This is a genomic window from Dorea sp. (assembly GCF_977044405.1).
In genome coordinates this window covers 148,524-174,107 of record NZ_CDRRQK010000001.1, presented here as the reverse complement: position 1 = coordinate 174,107, position 25,584 = coordinate 148,524, and the positions used below count along the sequence as shown (strand labels likewise).

Sequence of the window (25,584 nt, the reverse complement as noted above, 5' to 3'; positions counted from 1 at the left end):
AGGAGGAAATTCACATGTCACTGCTACAGGATATGAAAAAACATAAGAATCTGACAGAACGGGAGCAGGATATCCGCCGGTTTATTATGGAGCATCCGGAGAAGATCGAAGAGATGTCCTCCAGGGAACTGGGGCATGCGACCTTCACAAGTGCGGCATCGGTGACGAGATTTTGCCAGAAGCTTGGGACCAAAGGATTCCCGGAATTCAAGCTTCAGCTGGTAAGAGAACTGCAATATGGAACAGCCGAAGAAGAGATCGTAACCATGTCCGAGCGGGAGAATGTAGTTACAATGGTAAGAAAGGCAACACAGGTTCAGAAGCAGGCAATTGAAGAGACGAAGAAAGAACTATCCTACAGCCAGCTGGTAAAGGTCGGTCGTATGATCGCAGAAGCATCGTGCGTAGACTTTTACGTATATGATATGAACGTATATCTGGCAGATTATGGATGCTCACTGTTCTTTCATGCGGGAAAGGTAGCCAATGTTCATTCTGCAACGAATATCCAGGGACTGCATGCTGCGATGCCGGCAGATGGACATATTGCAATCGTGATCAGCCATACAGGAAGGAATGAACGACTAGCGGAGATTGCAGGACTGCTGCGAAAAGGTGGAACGAAAGTCATCGTAATATCGGCGGTGCGCGACGGGATCATTGCGAAACAGGCAGATGAATTCTTGTATGCAGCAGGATCGGGAAAAGTAGAAGAATTCTGGAGCTCGATGTTCTTTGCTTCGGGAAAATATCTTCTGGATATCTTATATGGCATGGAATTCAGCAGAAGATACGATGAGAATCTGGCACTTAATAATAAGTATGAAAAATCAGGCGAGAAGTTATTATGGTAAATTTTCACAAAGGCGTGTTGTGCAATATATACAAAAACAACATGTCTTTTTTTACGTCTGAAACGTTGTTTCGAAAATATAAAAAAATAAAAGAAAAAATATGAAACGTTTCAACAATACACGGAAAAAGAATTGTAAAAATCAGACAAAGTCATTATAGTGTACTCGTCAGATAGAAAGAGACACATGCATGTAAAAACTCTTAGAAAATACACATTTTATAATCAAAAGTTTTATGTCAAAAAGGAAAAGGAGAGTTTCAAATGGCAAAGGTAAGAGATTATCACAAACTTGCCCTGGATATCATTGATGTAGTGGGCGGCCAGAAGAATATCGCAAATGCGACGAGATGCGCGACACGACTCCGTCTGGTATTAAAAGAGACACCAGAAGGAGCAAAAGAAAAAGTATCGGCACTGGCAGGAGCAATCATCGGCGGATTATGGCAGGTAGTCGTTATCTTCGGTGTGCACTGGGGAATTACACCTGTCGTACTGGCAAACTTCGATATGTATGGATATGATACTTTCCAGGCATTCCAGACAATCGCCGTTGTAGCACAGGTTGCAGCAGCATTCGGAGTATTTATCAAATCCAGAAACAAAGAATTCAAAGGTGTGGCGCTTTCAGCCGGAATTACAGGAATCTTCGGCATCACAGAGCCGACCATCTATGGTGTAACATTAAGACTTAAGAAACCATTTATCTGTGGATGCGCAGGTGGGGCAATCGGAGCGGTTGTACTTAGTTTCTTCCATTCTGCATACTATGCATATGCCGGACTTCCGGGACTGCTTACTATCGTTAACGCAATCAATAAAGATGCACCGATGTCATTTATCGGAGAGGCCGCAGCGTGTGTGATCGCTTCTGTGATCACGATCGTAGCAATCCAGATCGTTGGATTCGACGATCCGGCAGGAGAATCAGGAGAAACAGAAGCTGCAGAGATAGACACAGAGTCAGCTTCTGATGACAGTCAGGAGACTGCAGCAGTAGAAGCAAAAGAGATTGAAAGCCCGCTGACAGGAACTATTATTCCATTAAGCGAAGTACACGATGAAGTATTTGCAAGTGAGATGATGGGAAAAGGATGTGCCATCATTCCGGAAGAAGGAAAGGTATATGCACCATTTGACGGCAAGGTAGTAGGACTTTTAGACAGCCATCATGCAGTCGGAATGGAGAGCACAGACGGTGTGGAAGTCCTGATCCATGTAGGTATGGATACCGTAAAACTGAACGGAAGATGCTTTACCATCCATGTTGAAGAAGGCGAACAGGTGAAAAAAGGACAGCTTCTTTTAGAGTTCGATATTCCGGGAATCAAAGAAGCCGGATATGAAGTGACAACACCGGTTATTATCACGAACAGTGATGAATTTCATGATGTGCAGATGAAGGCTGAGGGACAGGTAACTGCAGGAACCCAGATTCTTGAACTGAGTTAATGCATCCATCAGAATGAAACGTATGAAACATATAAATAGATAGAAAAAGAATGCGGGAATCTTCTGGCAAGGTTTCCGCATGAAGTGCAGGAGGAAAATTATGTCATTACCAGATACATTTTTATGGGGCGGCGCAGTGGCTGCCAACCAGTTAGAAGGCGGATGGAACGAAGGGGGCAAAGGTCCAAGTGTCATCGATGTCATGACTGGCGGAAGCGCAACAAAGATGCGTGAGATCACAGACGGAGTCGTAGAAGGAAAATATTATCCGAACCATGAGGCGGTTGATTTCTACCACGAATACAAAGGGGATATTGCCCTGATGGCAGAGATGGGATTCAAGTGTTTCAGAACAAGTATCGCATGGACACGTATTTTCCCAAATGGTGACGAGACAGAACCAAATGAAGAAGGCTTAAAGTTCTATGATGATATGTTTGATGAATTATTAAAATATGGCATCGAGCCGGTAATCACGTTAAGTCATTTCGAGATGCCGTATCACCTGGCGAAGGAATACGGCGGATGGATCAACCGTAAGGTGATAGACTTCTTTGTGCGTTATGCAGTAACCGTTATGGAACGCTATAAAGATAAGGTAAAATACTGGATGACATTTAACGAAATCAACAACCAGAGCAATACATCGGCAGACATCTTTGGATGGACAGATTCGGGAGTGAGATTCTCAGAATATGATAATAAGAAGAAAGCCATGTACCAGGTAGCGCATCATGAGCTGGTAGCAAGTGCGATCGTTGTAAAGAAGGGACATGAGATTAATCCGGACTTCCAGATCGGCTGTATGTGTTCATTCGTACCATTCTATCCGTATTCATGCAATCCGGATGACGTTATGATCGCGACAGAGTGTATGCACGAGAGATATTATTTCTCAGATGTGCATATCCGCGGACATTATTCAGCATTTGCGAAAAAGGAATGGGAAAGAGAAGGCACAAAGCCTGTGATGGAGCCGGGAGATGAAGAAATCCTTGCAGAAGGAAAATGTGACTACCTCGGATTCAGCTATTATATGACTAATGCAGTAAAAGCAGATGTTCAGAAAGATACATCAGAATCTATGGATGGAAGTTCGCCAAATTCGATCGCCAATCCATATGTCAAGGCCAGCGACTGGGGATGGCAGATTGATCCGGTAGGACTGCGCTATGCACTGGTTACATTATATGAGCGCTATGAAGTACCATTATTTATAGTAGAAAATGGTTTCGGAGCCATCGATATCCTGAAAGAAGATCATACCTGTGATGATGATTACAGAATTGCATATCTGAAGGAACATATCTCAGAGATGAAGAAGGCAGTAGAAATCGATGGAGTAGATCTGATGGGATATACTCCGTGGGGATGCATCGACCTGGTATCCTTTACAACAGGAGAACTTAAGAAACGTTATGGATTCATCTATGTAGATAAGAATGACGATGGAACCGGAAGTGGAAAGAGATATAAGAAGAAATCATTTGGCTGGTATCAGAACGTGATCCGGACCAATGGTGAAGAGTTATAAAGGAATATTATAAAGAAATGAGAGAGCGGTTTTTTGCGTGAAAGCGGGAAGCCGTTCTTTTTTTGGTATTGTCATGTGTCCGGAAGGAGCTGTCAGTTGCCAGAGTATCTGTAAGGAACTGGCGGCTTCTTCTGATGTCAAAGTATGAAAAAGATGTTTTGAGTCGTATTTTGTGGGTGATTTTAGCCATACAAGTTTGAAAATTAAAACAATACAAGTGCAAAACTAATAAAAGTTGTATTGTCTGAATGCGAAAATAGAATCGGAAAAGCAAAAAATGCACAAAAAAATGAATTTTGAACAAATTAGAGAAGCTTTAAAATGGCAAAATGCATAAAATGTCGAAAAAATACTAAAAAACAGCGTGCGAAATGCTACGTGACAATACAACTTTGTTGAAAAACTTTGTTGTATTTTATTGCTAACTGAATGCGGAAAAGTATATAATTAGCTCAACAAATAAAGAGAAGCGGAGGAAAAAAATATGAAAAGAGTTCTCAAAAAAGTAACAGCAGCTCTCCTGGCAGCAACAATGGTTGTTGGACTTGCTGCATGTGGAAGTGGAAGCGGAAGCTCAAGCAAGAGCGACAGTGGAAACAAATCCGGAAAAGTAAAAATTGGTGTTTCAATCTGGTCTTCAACAGACGTACTTGGATCACAGTGTAAGAAGATGCTGGATGCAGCAGCTAAGGCACTGGATGTAGATATCCAGTATGTTGACCAGGGACATGTATCTGAGAAGGTTACAGCATCTGTTGAGCAGTTAGCTGCAGCAGGATGCCAGGGAATCATCATCTGTAACTCATCAGACACAGAGATGACATCAGCAATCAAGACATGTAACGACAACAAAGTATATCTTGCACAGTTCTTCCGTGTAATCAGCAAAGAGAACAGCGCAGATATCTACAAAGCAGCAAAAGATTCTGAGTACTACATCGGAGCAGTTCACGAAGACGAACCTGCAAACGGTGAAGAACTTGTACAGATCCTTCTTGACAAAGGTGACCGTAACATTGGTCTGATCGGTTGGGAGCAGGGAGATGCTACCTGGCTTGGAAGATGGGAAGGATACAAAGCAGGCGTTAAAAAATGGAACAAAGAACATCCAGATGACAAAGCAACACTTTCTGAGCCACAGTACGCTGGAACAACTTCAGAAGGTGGATCAAAAGCCGCTGAAGCTTTAATGGCAGCAGATCCTAACCTTGATGCATTAATCCCAGCTGGTGGTGGTGGAGATCCACTTCAGGGAGCAATCGCAGCAGTTGAACGTGCAGGTAAGACACAGGATATCGATATCGTATCTACAGACTTCCTTCCAGACCTTGGAGAAAGACTTGAGAACGGATCAATGGCTGGTGAATCCGGCGGACACTTCTGTGACCCACTTATCGCATTCATGATGGTTTACAATGCAGTTGAAGGCAACTACAAAGACTTCGGCGGAAAATTCGAAGATGTTCCATTCCCATATCTGTATGTATCATCTCCAGAAGACTACGCTTCATATGAGAAATACTTTGTAGATCAGCTTCCATACACTAATGATGAATTAGTTGAAATGTCAAAAGAAAGCCTGAAAGATCTGAAAGCAACAGCCGCAAGCGTATCTATCGAAGATGCAGCAAGCCGTGCTGGTAACTAAGACGGACACACAGAACACGAAATAAGTTTGAAGCGGTGACGTCGCGAGAAGTCGATGTCACCGTTTCCTTTTAAGAATGATAATTAAGAAGAGGTAGATAATATGGGCACTACTAAAAAAATCTCAGGAAAGACAATGGGATATGTGATCCTGGTTGGTCTGATCATTGTTTCCTGGGCCATCTTTAAAATCTTGTCACCACATAACTTCGGCTCATTTTCCAATATGCTCAATTACTTTCAGGCCAGTCTGATCGCCACAGTAGGTGCGGTTGGTTTCTATTTCGTAATGGTAATGGGAATGTTCGATTTCTCAATTGGTGCAAACATCATGCTTTCCGCAATCGTTGGTTGCGTAATGGCTACAAAATTTAACTTAGGATATTTTGGACTGATCGTCGGGGGTATCCTCACAGGAACCATCGTTGGTTTATTAAACGGAATCTTTTATGTAAAATTAAGAATTCCATCTATGATCGTAACAACAGGTCTGGCACTCATCTATGAGTCCATCGCAAACTATATCGCAGGTGGTGTGGAGCAGACACTTCCATCTGGTTTAAGAGCATTCGGACGTATGCCATGGGATATCATCCTTGCATTGGTTGCATGCGTTGTTGCTTACATATTCTTGAACTACACTAAAATCGGAACTTATACTTATGCAATTGGTAGTGACGAGTTTGTTGCTAAGAACATGGGTATTAATGTTAATAAATACAAGGTACTTGCATTCATCTTAAGTGGTGCGTTCCTTGGAGTAATGGCAATTTTGACAATCAGTTATGGTTCTTCAATGGTAGCGGTTACCGGTATGGCATCAATGAGCCGAAACTTCGTACCGACTATGGGATGTTTCTTCGGTCTGGCATTTAAGAAATATGGTATGCCGCTGCAGGCTATTATCATCGGTGAATTCGTAATCAATATTATTTTCTTCGGTTTCATCGCACTTGGTGCTCCTACAGCGATCCAGGACGTTATTACAGGATTTGCACTGCTGATTATCGTTACTCTGACAACAAAAGTTACAAAGGGCGAGATTGTCAAGTAATAGAAGGAGGAAGACAGCAATGAGTGAAGTGAGATTACAGGTAAAACATGTTTCTAAGAACTTCGGTATCACGAAGGCGTTAAAGGACGTGTCATTTAATATCAATAAAGGTGAGGTTCACGCATTGATCGGTGAAAATGGATCCGGTAAATCAACACTGACCAATATGTTGACAGGAATCTATACACTGGAAAGTGGACAGTTTATCCTGGATGGAAAAGAAGTTCATCCAAAGAACCAGGTAGAAGCTAATGAAGAGGGAATTTCCATCATCGTTCAGGAGTTAGGAACTCTGTCAGGACTGACTGTAGCAGAGAATATCTTCCTTGGTCACGAAGATCAGTTCGTACATATGGGAATTAAAAATACTGCAGCAATGAACAAAAAAGCAAATGAGCTTTTAAAATCTTATGGATTCGACAAGATCAAAGCAGCTGATATGATCGATGATTATAACTTCGAAGACCGTAAACTGGTTGAGATCGTAAAAGCGACATATTTCAATCCTAAGATCGTCGTTGTCGATGAGACAACAACAGCTCTTTCGCAGGAAGGACGTGAAGAGCTGTACAAACAGATGAACCGTGTACGTGATAATGGAAATACAGTTATCTTTATTTCCCATGACCTTCCGGAGATTCTTGATAAATCAGATACAATCACAATTCTTCGTGATGGTGTATACATTGACACAGTCAAGAGTGCAGATGTCAACGAAGATGATCTGAAAAAACTGATGGTCGGACGTGAAGTAACAGGTGATTACTACCGTTCAGATTATGGCGAGAAAGTATCAGATGAAGTTGTATTATCAGTGAAAAATGTGACAGTTCCGGGACTTATTGAGAATGTAAGCTTCGATTTACACAAAGGAGAAATCCTTGGATTTGGTGGTCTGTCAGAATCTGGTATGCATGAAATCGGTAAAGCAATCTTCGGAGCATCTTATGACAGAGAAGGAGAGGTTGTTCTTGCAGACGGAACCAAGATCAATGATATCCCGACAGCGATCAAGCACAGTATTGCTTATACTTCAAAAGACCGTGATAATGAATCGGTTGTATTGAACCAGAGCATTGGTGATAATATTTGTCTCCCGTCACTGGATGAGCTTTCTAACAAAGCACATTTATTAAGTGATAAGAAACGTAGAGAATTTGCTGATAAATATGCAAAACAGATGTCTGTAAAGATGAACGATGTAAACCAGTTCGTATCCAACCTGTCAGGTGGTAACAAACAGAAGGTTGTTCTGGCAAGATGGATCGGAAAAGATTCTGATATCGTTGTTCTGGACAGCCCGACACGTGGTATCGACATTAAGGTTAAACAGGACATTTATCAGTTGATGAATCAGATGAGAAAGAATGGTAAATCCATCATCATGATTTCAGAAGAGCTGATGGAGCTGATCGGTATGAGTGACCGTATCATAATCATGAAAGATGGAAAAATCAGTGGTGAACTGGAACGTAATCAGAACCTTGACGAAAACGGTCTGATTTCGATGATGGTATAAGGAGGCAACTATGGGAAGTCAAGTAAGTGCAAAAACAAACGATAAGGAGCAACAGCTGAAAAAAGCGTCTAAGATGGCGATGATCCGTGCGCTCCTGCCAATCGTAGGATTGGTTGTTATTTTCCTGCTGTTCAATGTACTGACAGATTTTCGTATGATGGGAAATATGTCATTGGTACTTTCGCAGGTATATGTTACAATGATTGCAGCTATGGGCGTTTTCTTCATTATGACAATGGGCGGCCTGGACTTTTCTCAGGGATCTATCCTTGGAATTGCCTCAATCGTTGTATGTATTCTTTCTAAATATGGAATTGCAGTAGCAATTCTTGGTGGTATCGTAGCCGGAGCTGCTATCGGAGCGATCAACGGATACTTCTATGTATACCGTAAGATCAAATCATTCATTGTAACGATTTGTACCATGTTCTTATTCCGTGGATTTATCAAATATATGACAACGAATGCTCCAGTATCTGGTTCTGCTACACTGATCAATTATGACAGTACAGGATTAAAGGTAGCGTTAACAGCAATTATCCTGGTAATCGGATTTATCGCATTCCGTTATACAAAGTTCGGAACATATCTGAAAGCAATCGGAGCCGGTGAAAAAGCAGCGATGTTCTCAGGAATCCGTACAGACAGAATGAAATTCCTTATGTACCTGCTTGCCGGTGCATTGACAGGATTTGCAGCATTTATCAACGTTATCAAAGTCGGATCTGTTACTTCTTCAGGTGGTAACCAGTTAGAGACACAGATCCTGATCGCACTGGTATTAGGTGGTATGCCGATTTCCGGTGGTTCTAAAGTAAGATTTGAAAATATTATCGTAGGATCTTTACTTTACATCGTACTGAACAGTGGACTTACAATGATGGGATTCTCTACACAGATGATGCAGCTGATTCAGGGTGTTGTATTCCTGATCTTCGTAGCTGTATTCGCTGACCGTGAATCACTTCAGGTTATCAAATAATCATACAGAACGAATTATCAGCGGACAAAAGCAAAAATCCAGGCTTTTGTCCGCATTTTCTTTTTAGAAAAATCTCAGAAAAAATGAAGTGAAGGCCATGAAAGACAGACTGTGTGAACCGTCGACGCACTCTGGAAAGACAGCCAGAGGATGGTATCCGCAGGATAATGATTTTATGGGATGAATATTGGAGAGAATATGAAGCAGACAAATCAGGAAGGACTAAAATATCAGAAATTATACAACTGGGCACATACACTGATCACCAGTGGTGTAATCAAAAATATGGATAAATTTCCATCAGAGACGAGTCTTCAGAAGATGTTCGGCTATTCAAGGCAGACGGTTCGTACAGCGCTTCAGCATCTGGAGGATGAAGGTCTGATCATGCGTGTAAGAGGTAGTGGCACTTATGTATCGTATGAAAGCAGTGAACTGGATGGAAACAGACCACAGGTAGGCCTGTTGCTGAGCTATTATTCGGACTACCTGTTCCCAACCGTATATGATGGAATCGAATCGGCGTTAAAAGAAAAAGGATACAGGATAGAGGTAGCGGTAACAAAAAACCGTCTGAATGAAGAAGCACTTTATCTGGAAGGACTGTTAAAAGCTGATGTATCGGGTCTGATCATTGAAGGATCACGTTCGGCATTTCCAAATCCGAATATCCGTCTGTATGAAGAGATTAAGAAGCGGAACATACCGACGATCTTCATTCACAATCATTATGAAAATATGCCATTTGCAAGTGTGGAGATGGCCGATGCAAGCTCCGCATATGAGCTTACAAAGATCCTGATCGAACAGGGGCACCGTAAGATCGGCGGAATCTTAAAATATGATGACATGCAGGGAATAGAGCGCTACAAAGGCTTTATCCGGTGCCTGTCAGACTATGGTATCTCATATGATGATGACTGGATCCGCTGGTATTCGACAAAAGAGATGGAGACAAAATTCAGTAAAAAAGGGCTCCTTAATATCTACCGGCGTACCAAAGACTGTACAGCAATGATCATCTATAACGATGAGATTGCACGAATCTATGTGGAATTCTTAGAAGAGCGGGGAATCCATATTCCGGAGGATATGTCGATCGTGTCTTTTGATGATGCAGAATTACAGTCTAATTCAAGCGTACAGCTTTTATCAGCGATTCATCCAAAGGAAAAGCTCGGCCGTATTGCAGGACATCATCTGATGCGTATGATGGAAGATAAGGACTGGCAGACGAAGAATTATTCATATCGTTTCCCGGTGAAGTTAAATGATGGGAATTCGGTGAAAAAATTGTAAAATAGTCTTACCGGGTTGACAAGTCATAAAAAAAATGGTATCGTCTAAATATAGTATGTTACTTGTTAGCGAACGATAAACGAGGCATTAACTATGTATAAATTAGAAGTATTTATGCAGGGTTAGTGTCTCTTTCTTTATCTATAATAAAAAATAATTAAAAAGCCTACACTATGCATAGATACCCGTACAAAGAAAAGGAGAAAAACTATGAAAGACAAAATCTTTGGCGTATTGCAAAGAGTAGGACGAAGCTTTATGCTTCCAATCGCAATCCTTCCGGTAGCAGGATTGCTCCTTGGCCTTGGTAGTTCATTCACCAATGCCACAACGATCGCAACTTATGGGTTGCAGGGAATCCTAGGAGAAGGAACAATTCTTCATTCACTGCTGATTATCATGAACAAAGTCGGAAGTGCAATATTCGATAACCTGCCACTGATATTTGCAGTTGGTGTAGCCATCGGTATGGCTAAGAAGGAAAAAGAAGTTGCAGCGTTATCTGCACTGATCGCGTACTTTGTTATGCATATTTCCATTAATGGTATGCTGGAAATCAGCGGTAAGATTATGGAAGACGGAAGCATTTCCAAAGATGTACTCGAAGGAACAATTGCTTCTGTATGTGGTATCAATACACTGCAGATGGGTGTATTCGGAGGTATCATTGTAGGTCTTGGTGTTGCGGCACTTCATAACCGCTTTCATAAGATCGTACTGCCAAATGCGTTATCATTCTTTGGTGGTTCAAGATTCGTGCCGATTATTTCGACGATTACTTATATGTTCGTAGGAATTGCCATGTACTTTGTATGGCCAATCGTGCAGAACGGAATTTATGCACTGGGTGGCCTGGTAACAGGAACTGGTTACTTTGGAACTTTGATCTTTGGTATCGTAAAGCGTGCGCTGATCCCATTTGGACTGCATCATGTATTTTACCTTCCGTTCTGGCAGACAGCCGTTGGTGGAACAATGGAAGTTGGTGGAAAGCTGATCCAGGGCGGACAGAACATTTTCTTTGCACAGCTTGCTGATTCTGCTAATGTTACACACTTTAGTGCGGATGCAACCAGATATTTCTCTGGAGAATTCATTTTCATGATCTTCGGACTTCCAGGGGCAGCACTTGCAATGTACCGTACAGCAAAACCGGAAAAGAAAAAAGCTGCCGGCGGACTTCTTCTGTCTGCGGCACTGACATGTATGTTAACAGGTATTACAGAGCCTCTGGAGTTCTCATTCCTGTTCGTGGCACCGGTTCTTTTTGCGGTACAGGTAGTACTGGCAGGTAGTGCATATATGATCGCGCATATACTGAATATTGCAGTAGGACTGACATTCTCAGGAGGATTTCTGGATCTTCTGTTGTTCGGTATCCTTCAGGGAAATGCAAAGACAAGCTGGATCAGAATTATTCCGGTTGGTATCATTTATTTCTTCCTGTATTATTTTATCTTCTCATTCCTGATCAAAAAGTTAGATCTTAAGACACCGGGACGTGAAGATGATGATGAAGAGACAAAGCTTTATACAAAAGCTGATGTAAATGCCAAAAAAGCAGGAAATGCCGAAGCAGGAGCGGCATCAGGATCTGAAGACTCTCTGAGTGCGGAGATTACAAGAGGACTTGGCGGAGCTGCCAACATTGAAGATGTGGATTGTTGTGCGACAAGACTTCGTTGTACCGTAACTAATCCGGATCTCGTTAATGACGGAATCTTAAAGGCGACAGGTGCATCTGGTGTGGTTCACCGTGGACAGGGCGTACAGGTCATTTACGGGCCTAGTGTAACGGTTGTTAAGGCTAACCTGGAAGATTATCTGGAACATGCCCCAAAAGAGCTGTATGAGCCACAGAAAGACGCAGAAAGTACTAGTCAGAATGCATCGGAAGATGATAGAATAGAGAACAAGACAGAAGAGAAGAAAGTCGTAGATACAATTGTGATCTCAAGCCCGATCACAGGTCTTGCAGCAGACCTTTCTACTACACCGGATGAAGCATTTGCGGGACGTATGATGGGAGACGGAGCTGTTGTAACACCGGAGGATACGATCGTAAGAGCACCGGAAGATGGCGAGGTATGTTTCGTATTTGATACAAAGCATGCAATCGGCTTCATGACAGAATCCGGAGTAAGCCTGTTGATCCACGTAGGTATTGATACAGTGAAACTGGACGGAAAAGGATTTGAGTGTTTTGTTGAGAATGGCCAGACTGTGAAGAAAGGTGATCCAATGCTCAAATTAGATCTGGATTACCTGAAAGCAAACGCACCATCCGTAGCTTCACCGGTTCTTTGCACAGAGCTGGAAGATAATCAGAAGATCCGTCTTCTGAAAGATGGTGAGATCAAAGCCGGAGAAGAACTTTTCGCAATTGATGTCTACGAAGCATAAGATGTCATATCAGGCGAAATGCATTTGAAAAATCGATAACGGGAGAGCTGTCTGTCAGGGCAGCTTTTTCGCTATATGATATGATAGAAGTGCAGGAATGCAGTGGATGGCAGTGGACATAGAAGTACAGGAAAGCAGCTGCATGGAACAGGAACTGATATACAGCTTAAGCTGAGGAATACTTTGTAAGATACAATGTAAAGAAATATGAATAATTGTGAGTGGGGATATAGAGCATGTACAGAATAGAAAAAGTTTTAAATCATAATACTGTGATAGCCCTGCATCAGGACAGCCATAAAGAGGTTCTGATCATGGGGAAGGGAGTCGGATTCGGCAGAAAAGTTGCTGAAAGAATAGAAGTAAGACCAGAAGACCGTTTATATTCTCTCCAAAAATATAAAGAACGCGGCGGGGCGAAGGAAATTGTAAAGTCCATAGCGCCGGAATTTCTGGAAGTAACGAATGCTGTCCTTGATGAAGCAGAAAAGATATTCGGCAAGATTGACCGGATGGTATTATTCCCACTTGCAGATCATATTGCATTTGCAGTAAAACGGATTCAGAATCATGAGCAGATCAGTAATCCGCTGACGGAAGATATCCGTGTGTTATTTCATATGGAATTTAAAGCAGCTGAAAGTATCCGGCCGCTTTTGAAAAAACAATTTAGCATAGAAATCGAGGATGATGAGATCGGTTATGTTGCGCTTCACATCCATTCGGCTATAGAAGACGAGAAGGTATCCCAGGCTATGCAGATGGCAAGATCTGTAAGAGAATGCATCAGTATGGTAGAAGAAGCCATAGGAAAGCCAATAGATATAGCATCGCTGTCATATAACCGTCTGATGAATCATATCCGGTATATGGTGGCAAGAGCCTTAAGCGGGGAAAAACTGAAAGTCAATATGAATGATTATATGGAGGTGAAATTCCCGGAGGCGTTCCAGATGGCACAGGCTGTGTGCGACCAGGTTGGAAAAAGTCTGGGAGTGAAGCTTGAAGAAGTTGAGACCGGATACCTTGCCATGCACATTGAAAGAGTTGCCAATGATGAATTGGAGATAGAAGAATAATGTCTCTGAATAACCAGGGATTCATGGGGCAGAAGTAAAGAAAACGGTGCTTTGAAAGACTGGAAAAGATGTATGGAAAAAGCGCGAAAAAAAGTTTTTTAAAAAAATTAAAAAAATTTCAAAAAAACCCTTGCAAAAGGTATTGTGTTGTGATAATATAAATCTCGGTCACGCAAGAGAAATAAAAAACACAAAACAGTGACTGAGAAATGGCTCCATGGTCAAGCGGTTAAGACATCGCCCTTTCACGGCGGTAACACGGGTTCGATTCCCGTTGGAGTCACTACCCAAGAAATTGGGAAATGCCGATGTGGCTCAATTGGCAGAGCAGCTGATTTGTAATCAGCAGGTTATCGGTTCGAGTCCGATCATCGGCTTAGTCCTTACGGGACTTAAAGATTTTGGACCTTTAGCTCAGTTGGTTAGAGCAATCGGCTCATAACCGATCGGTCCTGGGTTCGAGTCCCCGAAGGTCCATTATATGGCCCAGTGGCTCAGTTGGTTAGAGCGCCGCCCTGTCACGGCGGAGGTCGAGAGTTCGAGTCTCTTCTGGGTCGCTTGCTTATCACAAAAGTGAGTAAGCGATAAAAATTAAATATGGGATCATAGCTCAGCTGGGAGAGCATCTGCCTTACAAGCAGAGGGTCATAGGTTCGAGCCCTATTGGTCCCATTTTGCGACGAGAGATCGTTGCAAATTTCAAATGGTTCAGTCGCAAAATGTGACACGCGCTCCGCGCGATGCACACAGCTCTAACGAGCTGGCGCAGAAGCTAGAATGCCGCAGTGGCGGAACTGGCAGACGCACAGGACTTAAAATCCTGCGGGACTAACCTCCCGTACCGGTTCGATTCCGGTCTGCGGCATTAGGTTGAGGTGCTTCAAACCCTTATCATTAAAGGGTTTGAGGCACTTTTTGTTTTGCATAAAAAGTTGTACAAAGTTGTACAGGCAGTATTTACAGGGTTTAGGCCAGTATTCGGGCCATTTCTGTTGAGTCTCGTTCGGTAGTACGTTGTCCGATGTAGTGTTGGGTCATCGCAAGATTTGAATGTCCCAACAGTGGCTGGATGTCAATTGCTTTTACGCCGGCATCAAAAAGCATCGAGGCGTTGGTAAAGCGGATTTTGTGGCTGGAGAGATATGTAATTCCCAGTTCACCGCAATATTTCCTTAAACGCCGGTTAAACGTATCTGTAGTAAGCGGCCGTCCCTCGTGCATGAATACAAGCTTTCCATTTGGATTAAGCTCTTTCATTTTTCTCAGAATAGCAAGACCTGCTTCAGGAAGTTCTTCGGTACGTATACTGTAAAAAGGATTGCCTTTGGGATCCTTTAAGATACGATGAGGATGACTGAAAGTCATATCCTCTTGTAATGTACGTTCTTCTACCAATTGCTGCTTGATTGTGATAATATTTTCGTTCTCTGTATCCCAAGATAATCCTTTGATTTCTCCGACTCGAAAAATTCCATAAAATGCGAACTGAATTGCAAGTGTGTAGGCATCTTGCTCTAAAGTCTTTAGATAAGACAGTAGCATAGCACGTTCTTCTACTGTGTAAGCTTTTTTCGAAGCATTTGGCAATTTGAACTTTAATGTGTTGCAAGGAAGATCGGTAATAGGACTAAATGTAATAATTTCATTTAGCACAGCATGACGAAAGATGCCATTTAGTACAGACTTACGGTTGTTAAAGTCCTTTCTGGTAATCTTTCCGTTTCCGGTCCAAATTTGGAATAATTTCATTACATGTACTGGTTTGATCTCTGCAATTTGCATTCTTGCTAATTCGGTATCTGCAATGAATCGGTTCCAAATTCCGATGTCTTCTTCAATCGTTTTCTGAGATACGATCTGAGTTTCTGCACGATGCTGCACCCACTGCTTGTAGATATCTTCTAATGTGTTATTGAAGTAGTAATCATAGAGTTTCTGCACCAGCTCTTTTTCTGATGGTGCAATAAATTGCGGATTATAAGATTTATATCGTCCGTCTTTGCAAGCATAGAATTCTTTGCGTTTTTTGTCTTTGAAATAAATTTCACTGACTAGTTTTTTCTTTTTTGCGTATGTCATGTCTGCGTATTGCGACATCTCTGCTGTGTTTAATGTAGCACTTTCGATTAATGATTGCAAGGCGAGGATAGTGTTGTACAAATTCTGTTGTTCTGCCGTTAGTTCTGGGTTTTTGAATTTGTTTTGCACTCTCTAAAAAATTAAACTCCTTTCAAGTATAGTTTCCCACTCATATATAGTATGTCAGAAAGGCGAACGAGGTTTGATATATGATTATTGGGAAATGCACATTACGATAATGGAAAAGAAGCAGTTATTGAATGCAGTACGAAAAAATATGAGGAAAAAGAAGAGATTGAAAATTTTGTCCAGAAACAGGAGCAGTAGAAAGAATCTGACACTACTATAAAAGAGGAGATGATAATAGTGCGAAAGAGATAGAATTTGTAAAATGCAAAAGTTGCAAAACGTTTCTGACATACTACTATATGTAAAAGTGTTTTAAAAAGAGTTACCAAAAGAGAAAAATGATTACCCCTTAGAACTTAATATTGACATCCGGTGTTGCGAGCCACATTCCGGCATTGATTACCGCGGGAAAAATCGCACTAATATCCTAGTTTGATGGAGCACACAAATTCAGGGGACCCTCCTGCTAGGTAATGCTGACGGTGAACGCAACCGTTCTGTGACGAGCAGATAAATTGCCAGGCCTGGAATAGACATGAGGGTATTTTACCCTGGGTGAAGGAAGACCAGCTGTAAACAAAATGGAAAGCTGATTACGAGGGCATGTAGAGTGAAGGAAGGTTACTGTGTGGACCTCCGTATTTTCCTTACTGTTGAACCCCTATTAGCTGTATACAAGATAACTATGTTTTTTTGTATGCAGTTAGTAGGCGTTCCCTAGCTGGCCGAACGCCTTGGCTAAAGCGGAAGGACGCTGGAACGCTTTAGGCTGTGAGCCCATCTAAGGGATGCGGTTCTACAGAACGGCGATTCGGACAGCGGACGCAGCCGGGAACTTACGGAGAAGGCCACTACTTCCGTGGCCAACCCGTTACGGGTAACGAAAACTTATAGGTATATAGAAAGAAAAGAAAAAGAAAAGAAAGAAATAAGATATAGAAATACCTCTTATCTTCCCTTTAGATACAGAGGGATACACAAGGGAATACAGAGGATAGACATAAAGAAAATAGAGAATGAAATTAAGAGAAGATGATATATTCCAAATTGTTGTACTGTTGGAGTAGTAGTATTCATTTGACTATAGTAGTGAAAATGGAGGTAATAATATAATTGAGATTGAAAGTGCCGATAAAGTGCCGATAAAATGCCGATAAATAATTTGTCTGAACAGTAAAGAGATACAATTCAATTTACGAAAAAAAGAGGGAGTGAGTATATCACGACAGGAGAAAGAATTGTTGGGGGAAAACCAATAATGTATAATTTATATAGAGCGAAGAGAAAAGTAGTGTTTACAAGCAGGAGTGAAGATAAATGAAAGATACGTTCACTCCTGCTTATATAATTTTCTGTATAATAGCGTTGGAAAATTCATAATAGTGACAGAGAATAGTCATTATATTGGATTTGGCTAGTCAAAATAATAAAAGATATTTACAATAATATTGGAGTTTGTTAGTTAAAATAATAAAAAAATTACGCTATTATAGTGTTAAGCGGTATGAAGAACAGAACTTATACGGAAATAGAAAAATCAGGGGTTTTTTGGAAAGTGCGGGGTGTTTTGAAAAGCCTTGCTTTCTTGGAATAGTTTCTTATTTGGGAATGAAAAAGGTAGAAAAAAGATAAAAAAAGATATAAAAAAGAGCCGAAAACCCCATTGAGCCTATATTGAACTTATAATGAACCCTCGGGAACATACAATTTAGTCTCAAATCGTTCAAAATGAAAAATAATGGTATAATGTTCATTGTATGAAGAAATGTCGCCTGATATGCGACTTTGATGGAGGAGAAAACGGTTATTCTTGTATTAAACAAGAAGTTAGTGGTTAGGAGGATGACGTTATGAGGGAAAAGGAATATAGCGGACCAGGAGTATTCGAATCAATCAACCATTATGATGATTAAAAAATGTAAAAGGTGGTACAGATATGACAGATCAGAAGCTGATTGATGAAGTAGGGAAATACATAGACAAATATTATGAACCGATAAAAGATGACATCAAAATGGATAAAGAAATGCTGTCCATTTTTGATGAAATTACCAGGCTTCGCAAGAAGAGAGCAGAAGAAAAAGCTTTGCAGGAACAGCAAATTCAAGAAAGCAGCCAGATAGAAGAATCAGAACCTGAAGAATTTGACGTATCAACCATGCAGAAGACAAAAATACAGAAAGGTATGTCTTCTACGCTGTCTGTAAATAGAAAAATTGACAATCTCATGGATCAGCTGGAAGAAACTTTTTCACAGAGATTGCTCCGCATGATTGATGAACGTGGTATGACAGATTCAGAAGCATATACAAAGGCATATGTGGATCGTAGGCATTTTTCTAAAATCAGAAAAGATGTCAATTATGTTCCGAACAAGAAAACTGTACTGGCTTTTACAATAGCTTTGGAATTGTCACTGGATGAAGCGAAAGATTTACTGGCAAGTGCTGGATTTGCACTATCCAGAAGCTCAAAAACAGACATTATTGTGGCATATTTCCTGCAAAACAAGATATATGATATGTTTGAAATCAATGATGTGCTGGATGCTTACGGACAACCTGTATTTTAATGAAAGAGAATTGAAAATGAGTAAAAAGAAAAAAGGACGATTGTATAGTGGCGGAAAAAGTATTCTGCATGTGAAAAATAGTAGTGGAGGGTTCTGCAAAACCAAACAAACCAGAAGATTAGGCAGTGGCTGTGAATATTACGATATAGAAAAGAAAACCTGCAGCTTAAAGAAAAAACTGTGCATGGATTCATTACACTGTGTATTGTATAAGAAGAAAAAATGAATATTGTCACCTGACAGGCGACCAACTCAGTTGGTTCTGTATATAAAATGTGATTAGCAACAAATACCAGAGGAGGTAATCCCACAAGGGGATACCACAATGGCTTGAAGAACAAGCCAGTAAGGAGGAAATCACATGAATACAGAATTAACTGAGTTGGTTTTTATTTTGGACAGAAGTGGATCAATGGGCGGTCTGGAAAGTGATACAATTGGTGGATTCAACGGCATGATTGCAAAGCAAAAGGCACAGGGAAAGAATGTGAATGTGACCACTATTTTATTTGATGATGAAGTAGATATCATTCATGACAGATTCCCGGTGGAGATCGTCGAACCACTTACAGAAAAGGAATACTTTGTGCGTGGATGTAGCGCTTTATTGGATGCCGTTGGAATGGCAATCGAGAAAATGGAAAATGTACAGAAGCATCTTCCAGAAGATCACCGTGCAGGAAAAATTATATTTGTTATTACAACAGATGGATTGGAAAATTCTAGTGAGCATTTTACTCAAGAGCAGATCCGGCGAAAGATAGAAGCGAAAAAAGAGTGCGGATGGGAGTTCTTGTTCCTGGGGGCGAATATTGATGCGGGAAAAGAAGCGGAGAAGATAGGGATAGCCAGAAACAGATCTGTGACATATGAGAATGATTCAGAAGGCATTTCAGTAAATTTCAGGGCAGTAGGTAATGCATTAAGCAAAGCAGTAACCTGTGACACGGCCGTGGATTTTCTGAAAGATGACTGGAAAGACGAAATCGAGGAATATCATGAAAAAAGCCACAGACAGAAAAGAGGGTAGTTGCCATGTATTTTTTAGTGGATTTTGAAAATGTCAGGAGTAATGGATTAAGAGGTGCTGATTATTTGGATAAAAATGATTATCTGACTCTCTTTTTTAGCTCTGCAGCACATAGCTGTGAAAATCGCTATCTGGAAGAGATAGAACAGTCTGGCTGTGTGTTTGATACCTGTAAATTGGTTAAAACAGGAAAGAATGGGTTGGATTTCTATATCGCTACCAGGGTTGGTGAGTTTTATGGAACCGGACATGATGACAGAGTGGCTATTATCAGTAAAGATCAGGGATTTCATGCAGTTCGTGATTACTGGGATATGAGATTGCCATCGAATAAGAAAATGATTTTGTCACCATCCATAGAAAGAAGCCTAATCGCCAGTAATGATAATAGTGAAAGAGTAAAACGTCTGAAAAGGAAACTAAATGGGGTAGACATCAATGTATTCCAGGCGAAATATGAAGAACGCAGAAGATTACAGGAAGTTTTAACCCAGATATTTGGAAGCACTATATTCGCAGACAGATTGAGTGAAATACAGGATTTGCTTGAGAGTGGAGAAAACAAGAAAATAATTTATCTGAGTTCCTTGCATAGGTTTGGAAGAAAACAGGGATTGGAAATTTACGATTGCTTGAAACCAATTCTATATCAAGAAGCATAAGAAAAGGTCATGCGGCTCCTTTAGATTTTTCAAATGAATCATTCGCAAAGTCGAAGTTCTCATTTGCACTTATCATTGAAGAAAAACATACAGTATGGTACAATAATATGGATTGAAAGCATAAGAACGAAAATGAAAAATATACTTTCAAAATACAGGAAAAACATAAGTTTTGTATAACGAAGAGGTAATACATATGGCAGTATCATACAATGGATTATGGAAGCTATTGATTGATAAAAATATGAAGAAAGTGGATATGATGAACCAGGTGGGAATCAGCAGCAGCACCGTGGCGAAGATGACCAATGGAGAGTTTGTTTCCATGAAGGTTCTGGAGAAAATCTGTGAAAAGCTGGATTGTGATTTCGGAGATATTGTCCATTATGAACGCAAGCCGCAAGGTGGCTGCGTTCATGAGCAAGTAGCGAAAGCGGATTGCGAATGTCCGCTGTTCCAAGAGACGAAGGATGGTGGACAGTAATGGAATACAGTGCAGGACTTACATCAAAATTATTCTGGATGCAGGAATCCAGAAAGACAGCAAGTTATATTCTGGATGGATATAGTAAAGCAGATATCCGGAAGGCTGCCTGGGAAGAGAATATCTATCAGGTAAAAGCAGAATACCGTGCCTATGAGGTGCTGAACGGGACTTACCGCAGAGTATCCGCTTTACCGGAGGCAGTGCTTAAAGCATTTACTACCTGTGACGTGGAGACAGCCAAGATTCTGAATTTAATTGCAATTCTGATGGACAGCCGATTGTTCTTTGAATTTCTTCATGAAGTATATGATGAGAAGATTCGATTAGGTGAGAAAGAAATTACAGACCGTGATCTGAATGTGTTCTTCTCAGATAAGGCAATGCAGAGCGATGTTGTAGCAGGATGGACAGACACCGCAGTACGGAAACTGAAACAGTGCTTCACCAGAATGATGTTTGAAGCAGGATTACTGGAAAGCAGTGCAAAGCCAAGAACCATCAAACCAATCCATATCGACTATCGCACGGAAGAATTGCTGACTGCAAATGGCTTGGGAGAATACTTGAAGGCAGTGAAGGGAGTCTAGGGATGGCAAGATTAAGTTTGGAGGAAAGACTGAACCGGATCGAAGATAAAATCTCAGAAAAGTCTTTCCGTGAAAATAAAGGACTTGGAAATGAAGTCGGATACTATGTGTTTGATTACGATCCGAGAGCAGAGCTGGAAGTACGGAATCATATCGCATACTTAAAAGACAGAATCAACAATGGAAATAAGGATTTTAAAATTATAGAGTTCGACCTGTTTCATACGATGATTCAGGTTTTAGAGGAAGAGGGATATCTGGAAGCCTTTTTTGATCTGGAAAAAGAAAATGGATTTTTTGATATGGCAGACAGCCTGGTGGAGACGCTGGGACTGGATGAAACCAATGAACTGAACCAGATTATTTCAAAGATTTTGCAGGAAGATTTGACAGACAGTGTCGTGTTCTTGACAGGTGTGGGAAAGTGCCATCCGATCATTGCCAGCCATAATATCTTAAACAACTTACATCAGGTACTGGATAGTGTGCCGGTTGTGATGTTTTATCCGGGAGAATACAGCGGACAGGATTTGAAATTATTTGGAACGATGGATTCCAGAAACTATTACCGGGCTTTCAGGCTTGTGTAAACACGGAGGAAGAAAAATGCAGATTAAAGACATGTTTGAGAAACAGATTGATCGTGATATTAAGGGCGTAATTAAGGTCGGTCAGTCTGATGAAGAAAATGTATATCAGGAATTAGATGAATATGTTGTAACCAAAGAATTATTAAAGCATTTTCGGGATTTCTTTGATAACTACGAAAAAGGCATCAATGGATATACTGATAAAATGGGTGTCTGGATTTCCGGTTTCTTTGGAAGTGGTAAATCTCACTTCTTAAAGATTCTTTCTTATTTGCTGAAAAACAGTGTGGTAGAGGGGAAGAGAGCCATTGAGTATTTTACGGATGGAAAGAAAATTGAAGATCCAATGTTGATTGCCAAGATGACTAATTCCGGAACTATTTCTTCCGATGTCATGCTTTTTAATATTGATTCTAAAGGGTCTGCAAAAGTTGGTTCTGGTAAGGAAGCCATTGTGGAAGTTTTCATGAAGGTGTTCAATGAAATGCAGGGATACTGCGGTTCCATTCCATATCTTGCAGAATTTGAACGCCAGATGGATAACGAAGGCAGATTTGAAGAGTTTAAAGAAAAATTCCAGGAGATTGTAGGAGCATCATGGGAGAAAAAGAGACAGGCCTTTGCAGTAATTCAGGATAAAATCGTAAAAACTATCGTAGCGATGGACTTCATGAGTGAAGAAGCTGCCCGTAACTGGTGTAAAAATGCCAAAGGAAGCTACGACCTCAGTATTGAGAAATTCGTGTCTCTGGTGAAAGAGTATTGTGAGAAAAAAGGTCCGAACCATCATGTCATTTTCCTTGTAGACGAGATCGGACAGTACATTGCCGATGATACTCAGTTAATGCTGAACTTACAGACTATTGTGGAAGATCTGGGAACTGCCTGCAGAGGAAAAGCATGGGTGATCGTTACCAGCCAGGAAGACATTGATTCTATCACAAAGACAAAAGGAAATGACTTCTCTAAGATTCAGGGACGTTTTGATACCAGATTATCCCTGTCGGCATCCAATGTAGATGAAGTTATCCGGAAACGTATTCTGGAGAAAAACGAGATTGCAGAAGAATCCCTGAAGTTATTGTATGAGCAGAAAGAATCCATTATTAAGAATCTGATCACGTTCACAGCGGATACCGCAGATAAAAAATTATACACAGACAAGACGGATTTTGCAGACTGCTATCCATTTATCCCATATCAGTTTAACCTGCTTGGACAGGTACTGACAGCTGTGCGTACCCATGGAGCCAGTGGAAAGCATTTATCCGATCAGTCCCGTTCTATGCTGGCACTGTTTCAGGAGTCTGCTGTTCGTCTGAAAGATAGCCAGGAAGGCGTACTGGTTCCATTCAGCTATTTCTACGATCCGCTGCATAAATTCATTGACCATCAGCACAGTCAGGTTATTACAGATGCAGAGGATAACAGCAGACTGGATGAGTTTGATGTGGAACTGCTGAAAGTACTGTTTATGATTAAATATGTCAAAGAGATCAAGGCAAATGTAGATAACCTTACCACACTGATGATATCCAATATAGATGATGATCGGATTGAAATCCGTGGCAAGATTGAAGAATCCTTAAAGAAATTGATCCGTGAGACATTGGTGCAGAAGAATGGAGAAATCTATATTTTCCTGACCAATGAAGAACAGGAGATCAATAATGCCATCAATAATGAATCCGTAGAAATGGGGGAGATTATCGGAGAGGCATCTACTGTTATTTTCGAGGAAATCTTTACGGACAAGAAATATCGTTATAGCAGCCGGTACTTATTCCCGTTCAATCAGAAAGTAGATGACCGGTACTTCAAGGGCAACCAGTCAAATGATATCGGAGTATCTATCATCACGCCATATGGCGGAGATTATCCGGATTCTGCCCTGCGTATGCTTTCTGCACAGGAACATACGGTTATTGTGAAATTGCCAAATGATAGTACCTTCCTGGATGAAATCACAGAATCCATCAAAATTTATAAGTTCCTGAATAAAAATGCAGCAGGGGCAAGAGGCAGTTTTGACAGCATTCGTCGTGCAAAAGAAGATGAGCGTATTGAAAAGAAAGACCGTATCCGTATCTTCATTGAGGATGCTCTGAAACATGCAGATATCTATGTGAATGGCGATAAAGCAAATATCTCAGCAAAAGAGCCGGCAAGCCGTATCAATGAAGCACTTGGCAAACTAGTAGCCATGCAGTATAACAAGCTGACCTACATGGAGACAGCACCGGAACTTTCAGATATTGCAGCGGTATTCAATGGCAATGATGGACAACTTTCCTTCCTTGGAACCAGTGATACAACACCGAACAAATTGGCACTGGAAGAAGTGATTCAGGTGATCAGCCTGAACAATGCAAGACATATGAAGACTTCTCTGAAATCCCTGCAGGATAAATTCGGGGCAGCTCCTTATGGCTTTGATCCGAAAGACGTGCAGTGGCTGGTTGCCATGCTCTTTAAGATGGGACGAGTATCTCTGACGTATAACAGTCAGAGTCTGTCTGTGCTGTCCAATACAAAAGAGGAGCTGGTACGTTATCTGACGAAACGTGAATTTGTAGAGAAGCTGCTCATTGACATCCGGGAACGGGCGACAGACGGACAGATTCGTTCCGTTAAAAAAGTATTGAAGGATTATTTTGGTTATTCCTTATCCAGTGATGATGATGATACCATCATGAGAAACTTTAAGAATAAGGCACAGGATAAGTTGGATACTTTCGGTGAAATCATGATCGAATACCGTGTAAATCCGAAACTGCCTTGCAAATCCCTGATGGAACAGGCAAAGAAAAGTCTGGAAGAACTTCTGGTTATTAAAGAACCAGTGGAGTTCTTTAAAATAGTGGATAAAAAACGTGATGACCTGTTGGATGATGCAGATTACACTACACCGGTATTTGACTTCTTCAAAGGTGGTCAGAAAAAGATCTTTGAAAAAGCATTGGAGCAGATCCAGATGTTTGAAAACAGTAAGACCTATGTCCGGGAACAGGAGATCATTGATAATGTTGCTCTGATGGAAGCCATCGTGACAGCAAAAAATCCATTTGGACAGATTCAAAAACTGCCGGATATGTCCATGAAATTCGTACAGCAGTATGGAACTTTACTGGAAAAAGAATCAGAAGAGATGCGACCAATCGTGGATGATGATCTTGAAAAAGTGTTACATACACTGGATGAGAAAGAGTTTGCATTTGTATTCAGGGATAAGTTCGTAAATGCCTTTGCAGAATTAAAACAGAAACTGGATACATCCCATGAGATTGCGGCAGTGAAGAATATCAGACTGGAAAGTGATACATTAAAGCTTCGCTGCATGGATGAAATTACAGAATATGAGGAGGCGCATCGCCCGAAACCAGTACCGCCTGTAACTCCGGTAACACCACCGGCAGGTGGCGGACATACAGAACCACCGAAGCCAGTAACACCGCCAGTTCAGACAAAGCCAAAGAAACGGAAGAATGTATCCATCAGTAACGTGGCAGGTGCAAGAACTTATTCTATTGAAAATGAACAGGATATTGACAAATTCCTGGCAGAGATGAAGCGAAAATTATTACAAGAGCTGGAAGAGAATACCATCATTACATTGAGCTAATCAT

19 protein-coding genes and 6 tRNA genes are annotated in these 25,584 nt (G+C 41.1%); 24 read left to right on the top strand and 1 reads right to left on the bottom strand.

What is annotated here, in order from left to right:
- Positions 1 to 14: 14 nt before the first annotated feature.
- The 16 genes from ACWJAF_RS00860 (at position 15) to ACWJAF_RS00785 (ending at position 14,687) form a co-directional block, all read left to right on the top strand.
- On the top strand, positions 15 to 854 hold the full coding sequence (locus ACWJAF_RS00860) for a MurR/RpiR family transcriptional regulator (protein WP_448861574.1): 840 nt from the start codon (positions 15 to 17) through the stop codon (positions 852 to 854).
- 263 nt (positions 855 to 1,117) lie between these two features.
- A complete protein-coding gene (locus ACWJAF_RS00855; protein ID WP_448861572.1) occupies positions 1,118 to 2,305 on the top strand; it encodes a glucose PTS transporter subunit IIA in 1,188 nt (395 codons plus the stop codon).
- Positions 2,306 to 2,405: 100 nt separating this feature from the next.
- On the top strand, positions 2,406 to 3,839 hold the full coding sequence (locus ACWJAF_RS00850) for a 6-phospho-beta-glucosidase (protein ID WP_448861570.1): 1,434 nt from the start codon (positions 2,406 to 2,408) through the stop codon (positions 3,837 to 3,839).
- A 484-nt stretch (positions 3,840 to 4,323) separates the two neighbouring features.
- Positions 4,324 to 5,487: a sugar ABC transporter substrate-binding protein gene (locus tag ACWJAF_RS00845; RefSeq protein ID WP_296033903.1), complete on the top strand. Its 1,164-nt coding sequence runs from the start codon at positions 4,324 to 4,326 to the stop codon at positions 5,485 to 5,487.
- A 102-nt stretch (positions 5,488 to 5,589) separates the two neighbouring features.
- Positions 5,590 to 6,540 carry an ABC transporter permease gene (locus ACWJAF_RS00840; protein ID WP_296033905.1) on the top strand — a complete coding sequence of 317 codons (951 nt, stop codon included), beginning with the start codon at positions 5,590 to 5,592 and terminating at the stop codon, positions 6,538 to 6,540.
- 19 nt (positions 6,541 to 6,559) lie between these two features.
- On the top strand, positions 6,560 to 8,059 hold the full coding sequence (locus tag ACWJAF_RS00835) for a sugar ABC transporter ATP-binding protein (protein ID WP_296033906.1): 1,500 nt from the start codon (positions 6,560 to 6,562) through the stop codon (positions 8,057 to 8,059).
- Positions 8,060 to 8,069: 10 nt separating this feature from the next.
- A complete protein-coding gene (locus ACWJAF_RS00830) occupies positions 8,070 to 9,041 on the top strand; it encodes an ABC transporter permease (RefSeq protein WP_448861567.1) in 972 nt (323 codons plus the stop codon).
- A gap of 180 nt (positions 9,042 to 9,221) precedes the next feature.
- Positions 9,222 to 10,340: a GntR family transcriptional regulator gene (locus tag ACWJAF_RS00825; RefSeq protein WP_448861565.1), complete on the top strand. Its 1,119-nt coding sequence runs from the start codon at positions 9,222 to 9,224 to the stop codon at positions 10,338 to 10,340.
- 210 nt (positions 10,341 to 10,550) lie between these two features.
- On the top strand, positions 10,551 to 12,743 hold the full coding sequence (locus ACWJAF_RS00820; protein WP_448861563.1) for a glucose PTS transporter subunit IIA: 2,193 nt from the start codon (positions 10,551 to 10,553) through the stop codon (positions 12,741 to 12,743).
- 236 nt (positions 12,744 to 12,979) lie between these two features.
- The gene (locus ACWJAF_RS00815) at positions 12,980 to 13,822 is read left to right on the top strand and encodes a PRD domain-containing protein (protein WP_296033910.1); all 843 of its coding nucleotides are present in this window, start codon (positions 12,980 to 12,982) and stop codon (positions 13,820 to 13,822) included.
- Positions 13,823 to 14,033: 211 nt separating this feature from the next.
- A tRNA-Glu gene (locus ACWJAF_RS00810) sits at positions 14,034 to 14,105 on the top strand.
- A 21-nt stretch (positions 14,106 to 14,126) separates the two neighbouring features.
- A tRNA-Thr gene (locus tag ACWJAF_RS00805) sits at positions 14,127 to 14,199 on the top strand.
- 26 nt (positions 14,200 to 14,225) lie between these two features.
- Positions 14,226 to 14,299 (top strand) — tRNA-Ile (locus ACWJAF_RS00800).
- 6 nt (positions 14,300 to 14,305) lie between these two features.
- A tRNA-Asp gene (locus ACWJAF_RS00795) sits at positions 14,306 to 14,379 on the top strand.
- 42 nt (positions 14,380 to 14,421) lie between these two features.
- A tRNA-Val gene (locus ACWJAF_RS00790) sits at positions 14,422 to 14,494 on the top strand.
- A gap of 107 nt (positions 14,495 to 14,601) precedes the next feature.
- A tRNA-Leu gene (locus tag ACWJAF_RS00785) sits at positions 14,602 to 14,687 on the top strand.
- Positions 14,688 to 14,788: 101 nt separating this feature from the next.
- On the opposite strand, the gene ACWJAF_RS00780 is transcribed toward ACWJAF_RS00785, so the two are convergent.
- The gene (locus tag ACWJAF_RS00780; protein ID WP_448861560.1) at positions 14,789 to 15,901 is read right to left on the bottom strand and encodes a tyrosine-type recombinase/integrase; all 1,113 of its coding nucleotides are present in this window, start codon (positions 15,899 to 15,901) and stop codon (positions 14,789 to 14,791) included.
- A 2,065-nt stretch (positions 15,902 to 17,966) separates the two neighbouring features.
- Here ACWJAF_RS00780 and ACWJAF_RS00775 point away from each other — a divergent pair.
- The 8 genes from ACWJAF_RS00775 (at position 17,967) to brxC (ending at position 25,580) form a co-directional block, all read left to right on the top strand.
- A complete protein-coding gene (locus ACWJAF_RS00775) occupies positions 17,967 to 18,602 on the top strand; it encodes a hypothetical protein (protein ID WP_448861558.1) in 636 nt (211 codons plus the stop codon).
- A gap of 16 nt (positions 18,603 to 18,618) precedes the next feature.
- Positions 18,619 to 18,828, top strand: coding sequence for a hypothetical protein (locus ACWJAF_RS00770; RefSeq protein ID WP_448861556.1), 210 nt, complete (start codon positions 18,619 to 18,621; stop codon positions 18,826 to 18,828).
- Positions 18,829 to 18,963: 135 nt separating this feature from the next.
- A complete protein-coding gene (locus tag ACWJAF_RS00765) occupies positions 18,964 to 19,632 on the top strand; it encodes a vWA domain-containing protein (protein WP_448861554.1) in 669 nt (222 codons plus the stop codon).
- Between the two features lie 5 nt (positions 19,633 to 19,637).
- Entirely contained in the window at positions 19,638 to 20,294 is a 657-nt protein-coding gene (locus ACWJAF_RS00760; protein ID WP_448861553.1) for a PIN domain-containing protein, read from the top strand.
- Between the two features lie 196 nt (positions 20,295 to 20,490).
- Positions 20,491 to 20,778 carry a helix-turn-helix domain-containing protein gene (locus ACWJAF_RS00755; protein ID WP_117604112.1) on the top strand — a complete coding sequence of 96 codons (288 nt, stop codon included), beginning with the start codon at positions 20,491 to 20,493 and terminating at the stop codon, positions 20,776 to 20,778.
- A complete protein-coding gene (locus ACWJAF_RS00750) occupies positions 20,778 to 21,368 on the top strand; it encodes a DUF1819 family protein (protein ID WP_448861551.1) in 591 nt (196 codons plus the stop codon). Before ACWJAF_RS00755 ends, ACWJAF_RS00750 begins: the two co-directional genes overlap by 1 nt.
- A 2-nt stretch (positions 21,369 to 21,370) precedes the next feature.
- A complete protein-coding gene (locus ACWJAF_RS00745; protein ID WP_448861549.1) occupies positions 21,371 to 21,958 on the top strand; it encodes a DUF1788 domain-containing protein in 588 nt (195 codons plus the stop codon).
- A gap of 16 nt (positions 21,959 to 21,974) precedes the next feature.
- Positions 21,975 to 25,580 carry a BREX system P-loop protein BrxC gene (gene brxC, locus ACWJAF_RS00740; protein WP_448861547.1) on the top strand — a complete coding sequence of 1,202 codons (3,606 nt, stop codon included), beginning with the start codon at positions 21,975 to 21,977 and terminating at the stop codon, positions 25,578 to 25,580.
- Positions 25,581 to 25,584 lie beyond the last annotated feature (4 nt).